7 protein-coding genes are annotated in these 6,609 nt (G+C 72.2%); 2 read left to right on the top strand and 5 right to left on the bottom strand.

Annotation, left to right across the window (positions count from 1 at the left end; genetic code table 11):
• Positions 1–12 precede the first annotated feature (12 nt).
• The 3 genes from AOK15_RS13930 to AOK15_RS13940 form a co-directional block, all read right to left on the bottom strand.
• Entirely contained in the window at positions 13–531 is a 519-nt protein-coding gene (locus AOK15_RS13930) for an isoprenylcysteine carboxyl methyltransferase family protein (protein ID WP_055516411.1), read from the bottom strand.
• A complete protein-coding gene (locus AOK15_RS13935; RefSeq protein ID WP_055516413.1) occupies positions 528–1,619 on the bottom strand; it encodes a type III polyketide synthase in 1,092 nt (363 codons plus the stop codon). The genes AOK15_RS13930 and AOK15_RS13935 overlap by 4 nt, the downstream gene beginning before the upstream one ends.
• Positions 1,620–1,743: 124 nt before the next feature.
• Entirely contained in the window at positions 1,744–2,589 is an 846-nt protein-coding gene (locus tag AOK15_RS13940) for a UbiA family prenyltransferase (RefSeq protein WP_055516415.1), read from the bottom strand.
• Positions 2,590–2,747: 158 nt separating this feature from the next.
• Between AOK15_RS13940 and AOK15_RS13945 the strand changes: the two genes are divergently transcribed.
• Entirely contained in the window at positions 2,748–3,611 is an 864-nt protein-coding gene (locus AOK15_RS13945; protein ID WP_055516417.1) for an oxygenase MpaB family protein, read from the top strand.
• 22 nt (positions 3,612–3,633) lie between these two features.
• Here AOK15_RS13945 and AOK15_RS13950 read toward each other — a convergent pair whose 3' ends face one another.
• Positions 3,634–4,542, bottom strand: coding sequence for an NAD-dependent protein deacetylase (locus AOK15_RS13950; protein WP_055516427.1), 909 nt, complete (start codon positions 4,540–4,542; stop codon positions 3,634–3,636).
• A 228-nt stretch (positions 4,543–4,770) separates the two neighbouring features.
• Here AOK15_RS13950 and AOK15_RS13955 point away from each other — a divergent pair, with 228 nt between their 5' ends.
• Entirely contained in the window at positions 4,771–5,868 is a 1,098-nt protein-coding gene (locus tag AOK15_RS13955; RefSeq protein WP_240508423.1) for a S8 family peptidase, read from the top strand.
• 36 nt (positions 5,869–5,904) lie between these two features.
• Here the strand turns inward: AOK15_RS13955 and AOK15_RS13960 are convergent.
• Positions 5,905–6,609: hypothetical protein (locus AOK15_RS13960; protein WP_205632128.1), on the bottom strand; the 705-nt coding region annotated here is incomplete at its 5' end.

Here is a 6,609-nt window from a genome sequence, read left to right on the forward strand (position 1 = left end):
GGGTGGTCTCCTTCAGGTCAGTTGGGCCAGGGCGGAGTCCTCGGTGCGGATGCGGGTGGCGAGCAGGAACCCGTTCAGCGTGGTGAAGGCGACCGCCGTGACCCACGCCGAATGCACCAGGGGGAGCGCGAACCCCTCCGCGACGACGGCGACGTAGTTGGGATGCGGGATCCAGCGGTAGGGACCCTCCGCCACGCGCGCGGAGCCCGGCACGACGATCACCCGGGTGTTCCACTGCCGTCCCAGGGTGGTGATGCACCACCAGCGCAACGCCTGCGAGGCCGCGACGACGGCGATCATGGCCCAGGCGAGGACAGCCACGGCGTCCGGCCGGCGCAGCCACACCTCCACGAGCGCGCCGACGAGCAGACCCGTGTGCAGGACCACCATGAACGGGTAGTGCCCCCGCCCGGCCTCCACGCCGCCCCGCGCGAAGCTCTGGGCGGCGTTGCGCCGGGACACGACCAACTCGGCGACCCGCTCCAGGCCGACCGCGAGGACCAGGCCGGTGAACAGGGCCTCGCTGCTCACGGCGCACCACCCGGAGCGCGCAGGAGCACGAACTCGGAGCAGAAGCCCGGCCCCATGGCGAGCATGAGCCCGTGGGAGCCCGGCGGGGGCGGACGCTCGGCCAGCGTGTCCGCCAGGACGTGCAGTACCGAGGACGAGGACAGGTTGCCGATCCGGCGCAGCGAGTCCCAGGTCATGCGCAGGGCGTCCCGCTCGACCCCGAGGGTGTCCTGCAGCGCTTCCAGCACCTTGGGCCCGCCGGGGTGCGCCACGTACCAGCCGAGGTCGTCGCGGGTCAGCCCGTGGTCGGCGAGGAAGCCGCGGACGTCCTCTCCCACGTGGTGACGCACCAGGTCGGGGACGGAGGGATCGAGCACGATCTTCAGCCCTCCGGCGCCCACGTCCCAGCCCATCATGCGTTCCGAGTCGGGATAGAGGCGGCTGCGCGACGCGAGGACCTCCGGACGGGCCGGGTCGTCGGACTGCGCGAGCGGGTGCTCGGCGCCCACGGCGACCACCGCCGCGGCGCCGTCCCCGAACAGCCCGCCGGCCACGATGTTGGCGGCCGAGGTGTCGGTGCGCTGCAGCGTGAGCGAGCACAGCTCGACCGACATCAGCACCGCGACCCCGTCCGGGCGACCGCGCAGCAGGTCGTGCAGACGGGCGACACCGGCCGCTCCCGCCACGCAGCCCAGGCCGACCAGGGGCAGGCGCACCACATCGGGACGCAGCCCGATCTCCGCAGCGACACGGGCCTCCAGTGAGGGGACGGCCAGGCCGGTCACCGTGCACGACACGATGTAGTCGACGTCGGCCGGTGTGAGGCCCACGCCCTTGAGCGCGTCCACGACCGCGCGTGCGCCGAGTTCGACGCCGGCCCTGATGAAGACGTCGTTCGACTGACCGAAGTCCTCCAGCCGGGCGTACTCCTCCAGCGGGAGCACGGTGTGCCGGGTCTCGACGCACACATTGCGGTGCATCCGTTCGACGACACCGTGTCTGACCGGCTCCTCGGCCATCATGGTGGTGGTGACCAACTCGGTGATGTCCTCCTGCCGATGGCGATACTCCGGCAGGACGCCGCGAACGCTGACGATGCGCGTGCTCATGCTGTCTCCCGTTGCTCCCGTTGCTCCCGTTGCTCCCGTTGCTCCCGTTGCTCCCGTTGCTCCTGTGGCCCGGTGGCTCCCGTAGGTCCTCTGGTTCCCAAGACGTCGTGGACGGCTGCCGGGGTCATCCACCGGCCGCCAAGAGCAGGAACACGTCGAGGAGGGCGACGGCCACCGCGACGCGGAAGGGAGCGCGGGCCGGGGCGACCAGTGTGAGCAGTGCCAGGACCGTCACCAGGGCGAGCACCGCCCATGCCCAGGCGGGCGGAGTTCCCGCGGGGCCGAGTACGGCGAGCAACGAGGCCGCGGACAGCAGTACGGCGGCAAGGACGCGTGAGCGGCGTTCCCCGATCCGGTGGGGGAGGCCACGGACACCGGTCCGTTCGTCGTCGGCGAGATCGGGCAGCGTGTTGAGCAGATGCGCCCCCACCCCGAGAGTGGCGCTCGCGCCGGCCATCCACAGCGGGGCCCAGCCCCGGACGGGGTCGGCGAGAGTGACGACGGAGGGCAGCGTCCCGAACGCGCAGGCGTACGGCGCCCAGGACCACACGGTCGCCTTCAGCCCCAGGTTGTAGGCGTGGCCCGCACCGGTGGCGAGGGTGGCGTTGAGCAGCGCGCTCCGCCAGCCGGCCAGCACGGACAGCACCAGGCAGGCACATCCCGCCACGACCAGGGCCGTCACCACCCGCCCGACCGGAAGGACGCCGGTGGCCAACGGCTTGCCGGCGCGACCTACGGCGCGATCGCGGCGCAGGTCCAGCAGATCGTTGCCCCAGCCGACGGTCAGCTGACCGGCGAACACCGCCGAGGTGACGGCGACGACGTCGAACGGACGCAGCTCGGCACGCAGTGCGAGCAGGGCCGTGACAGCGGTGACCGCGAGCGCGGGCCCGCCATGGGCGGCGACGAGCAGCGCGGGCACGGACGGCGATCCGGGACGCGCCGGAACCGTACGGGCGGTCACGGGCATCGCAGCACCTCTACCGGGCCGGCACGCGTGATCACCAGGGACATACAGGATCGCTGCCACGCCACCCGCCCGCTCACACGAGGCGGTCCGGCATTCGGCGGACGTCCTGACGAACTCCGACACCTGTCTTCTCGCCGACGACGACGCAGAATAGGACCATGGACAGGGACGTCCTCACGGTCTCGGGCGTGCGGGACAGGCTCGGCACAGCACTGTTCCGGCGCGTCGCGGGGCCGGACGGTCCCGCGAACCGTGCCCGCATCCACCACACACCGGGCCCGCGCTGGTTCGGCCCGGAGCGGCCCATCCGCGCCGTGCACGGCGACGCCTCCATGTTCATCGGCGGACTGCGGGCCCTGCTGCTGCAGTCCCTGCACCCGCTGGCCATGGCCGCCGTGGCCGCCCACTCCGGCTATCGCGGCGACCCCTGGGGACGACTGCAACGCACCAGTACGTTCCTGGCCGTGACGACCTTCGGAACCGCCGACGACGCCCGCACCGCGGTCGAACGGGTCCGCGCGATCCACGAGCGGGTCACGGGGACGACGACGGAGGGCGAGCACTACCGGGCCGCCGACCCCCATCTGCTCGAATGGGTGCACATCACCGAGACGGACAGCTTCCTGCGCGCCCACGAACGCTTCGGGGCGCGGACTCTCTCCGCCGCCGACTACGACGCCTACGTGGCCGACACGGCGAAGGTCGCGACGGCCCTCGGGGTAGCGGACCCGCCCCGTACCCGGGCGGAACTCGACTCACGCCTCGCCGCGTACCGTCCGGAACTCCGTGCCACACCGGAAAGCAGGGCGGCCGCACGCTTCCTGCTGATCCACCCACCGCTGCCGATCGTCGCCCGGCCCGCCTACGCCCTGCTCGCCGCCAACGCGGTGACCTCCCTGCCGGAGTGGGCCCGCACCCTGCTGGGCCTCCCGCACCTCCCCGGCCTGGAGGGCGTCGCGATACCGCTCACGGGTCACGCCCTGACGAGGGCGATCAGGTGGAGCATGCGGCCCCCGGGATAGCCCGTAACGCCCGGCCTGAGTGCTACCCCGCCCCGGATGCCACCCCGTCGTCAACGGGTACGCCCAGTCGGCCGGCCACCGTGGTGAGGGCCGATCCCAGCGGGAGGGCGACCCGGGTGACGGCGTGCCGGTCACCCCGCGTGGCGTCCCGGTTGACGATCAGCACGGGCTTCCCCGTCTCCGCTGCCTGGCGGACGAACCGGAGCCCCGACATCACCGTCAACGAGGAGCCCAGGACCAGCAGGCACGCGGCCCGGCGGACCAGGGAGCGGCAGTGCTCGACCCGCTGCGGCGGAACGGCCTCCCCGAAGAACACCACGTCCGGCTTGAGGACTCCGCCGCAGACGACGCACGGCACGACACGGAAGTCCCCGACCTGGTGGTCGGTGAGATCGGCGTCGCCGTCGGGGTTGATCCCGGCGGCCACGGGAGCGAAGCCCTTGTTGGCCTCCTCCAGCCGCCGGGCCAGTTCACGGCGCGGACTGAACGCGCCGCAGGAGAGGCAGACGACCCGGTCCAGGCTTCCGTGCAGTTCCACGACGCCCTCACTGCCGGCGGCCTGATGCAGACCGTCGACGTTCTGGGTGATCACACCCGAGAGCAGGCCGTGCCGCCCGAACGCGGCCACGGCACGGTGTCCGGCGTTGGGGCGTGCGCGCCCGAAGGTGCGCCAGCCGAGGTGGCTGCGCGCCCAGTACCTGCGCCGCGCCTGGGCGCTCGCCGTGAAGTCCTGGTAGGTCATCGGGGTGTGCCGACTCAGGCTGCCGCCCTCGCCGCGGTAGTCGGGGATGCCCGACTCCGTGGAGATACCCGCCCCGCTGAGCACCAGCACACCACCCGACCCCAGGGCGTCGGCGACGGGTCCGAGATCCGTGGTGCCCGGCGGAAGGTCCTCGGCGGGAGACCAGCTCAAGGTGGGGCGCATGCGCATGCCGCCCAGGGTACGAAACATGCAGTCGCCGACGTCTCCCCGTCGAACCCCCGGCGAACGCCCCGTCGCCTACCCGATCTGCCCGCACACCCGATCTGCCCGCTCACCCGGCCGGAACCGCACACCCGGCGGAACCGGACACCCGGCCGGAACCGTCCACCCCTCCCTCGTCGTCTAGTGCGCTGACTGTGCGCGAAGAGGACCATGGGGGACGTTGTGGCGCGGAATATGACAAAGGCCGGACTTCTGGTGATGGCCATGCTGACGGTGCTGGGGGCCTCGGCCTGCGGCAGTGAAGCCGGTGCGGCGGCGGAGGGGGAACGCGGGACGTCCCGCACGGGGGAGTCCTCGGCGCACACCGGGGCGCCGTCCGGCGCGGCCTCGACCTCGCCCGACATCGAGGGAAAGTCGTCCGGGCTCGCGCAGACCGCGGCGTCACCCCTCACCCGGAAGGTGCCGTGGAACCTGGACATCCTGGACCAGCGCGCACGGCCCCTGAACGGCAAGTTCACCACCAAAGCCACGGGCAAGGGCGTCCACGTCTACGTGATCGACACGGGAATGGACATCTCCCACAAGGAGTTCGGCGGACGCGCTCACCGCGGCGCCGACTTCGTCGGCCCGAAGGACTCCGGTGACTGCTTCAGCGAAGAGGGCGTCGGCCACGGCACCTTCGTCGCAGGCGTGATCGGCGGGGCGAAGTACGGGGTGGCGCCCAAGGCGGAACTCGTACGGGTCCAGGGCATCCTGTGCGAGAGCGACGGCGGCGGCTCCCAGGCGGCGGCCGAGGCTGCCCTGGTGAAGTCGGTCAAGTGGGTCACCGCCCACGCGCAGAAGCCCGCGGTGGTGAACATGTCGCTCAACTTCGACCGCCGGTCGGCGGCCCTGGACGCCGCGGTGAAGAAGATGGTCGACGCGGGGATCCCGACGGTGGTGTCGGCCGGCAACTTCCGCGACGACGCCTGCAAGCACTCCCCGGCCGGCGTCCGCGGCACGATCGTCGTCGCGGCCTCCACCTCGAAGGACCGGGTCTGGAACGACACGGCCTCCCACGGTTCGGGCTACGGGCGGTGCGTGGACCTGTACGCCCCCGGCCAGAAGGTCACCGCCGCCCTCGCCGGAGGCGGTACGGTCACCGAGGAGTTCGGCGCGACGTCCTGGGCCGCGCCGCACGCGACCGGCGTGATCGCGCTGTACCTGTCGGCCCACCCCCGGGCCACGGCCGACGAGGTGCACGTCTGGCTCGACCGTACGGCCACCCGTGGCGTCGTGCGGGGCGTCCGCGCCGACACCCCCAACCGACTGCTCAACACCGGCGGCATCTGACCCACGGCGGCTCGTCATATCGGGGTCATCAACTCGTCAGGTCAGGGGCGCGGCACTGTAGTCGGAGAAACACGAGTAGGTGAAGCTGCTGTTCGCCGCGGCGGGTGGGAAGTCCATGACGCCGTAGTGGAAGTGATCGAGCGTCGTCTCGCTGCGGTCCAGCCGGACGTTCGCCGGGTACTCCTCCGCGCCGCCGCGGTTCAGGCATGAGGTGCGGGGGTCCCGGAGGTCGGCCCTTCCGGTGGAGGCGAACACCAGCTGGAGCCCGCGGGATGTGCGGTCCGTCGAGAGGATCACGGCGAAGTACTCGTCGCTGTAGCGGGAGATGCTGATGTGCGGCACACGAGCCGCGCCCAGGTCGACCGCCGAGTAGTCGCTCCGGCAGGAGTACCGCAGGGCGTACCGTCCCGACACGAGCAGGGGAAAGGTCAGGGTCCCGTCGAAAGCGCCGGGCCGGGCCGTTTCTGCGTTCTGTGCGAACGGATGCACGGTGAACGTCCCGTCGGAACCACGCACTTCGAGGCACGTGGTGTTCGCCTCCCGCAGGTCCGACTGACCCCGCGCGCGCAAGGCCACCGTCAGCTGGTGTCCCTGCGCGGCCACCGACGTCACGGTGGCCGCGTACCCCGGCTCCTGGTAGCGGGAAACGCCCAGTGCCCCTCGGGTGAACGTGGGCCGCTGGGGCGGCGCGGCCGAGGGAGCCCGCACGGACCCCGCCGGAGTGCGGGCGGGGGAGGGGGC

Source organism: Streptomyces ossamyceticus (assembly GCF_001418475.1).
Lineage (GTDB): Bacteria > Actinomycetota > Actinomycetes > Streptomycetales > Streptomycetaceae > Streptomyces > Streptomyces ossamyceticus.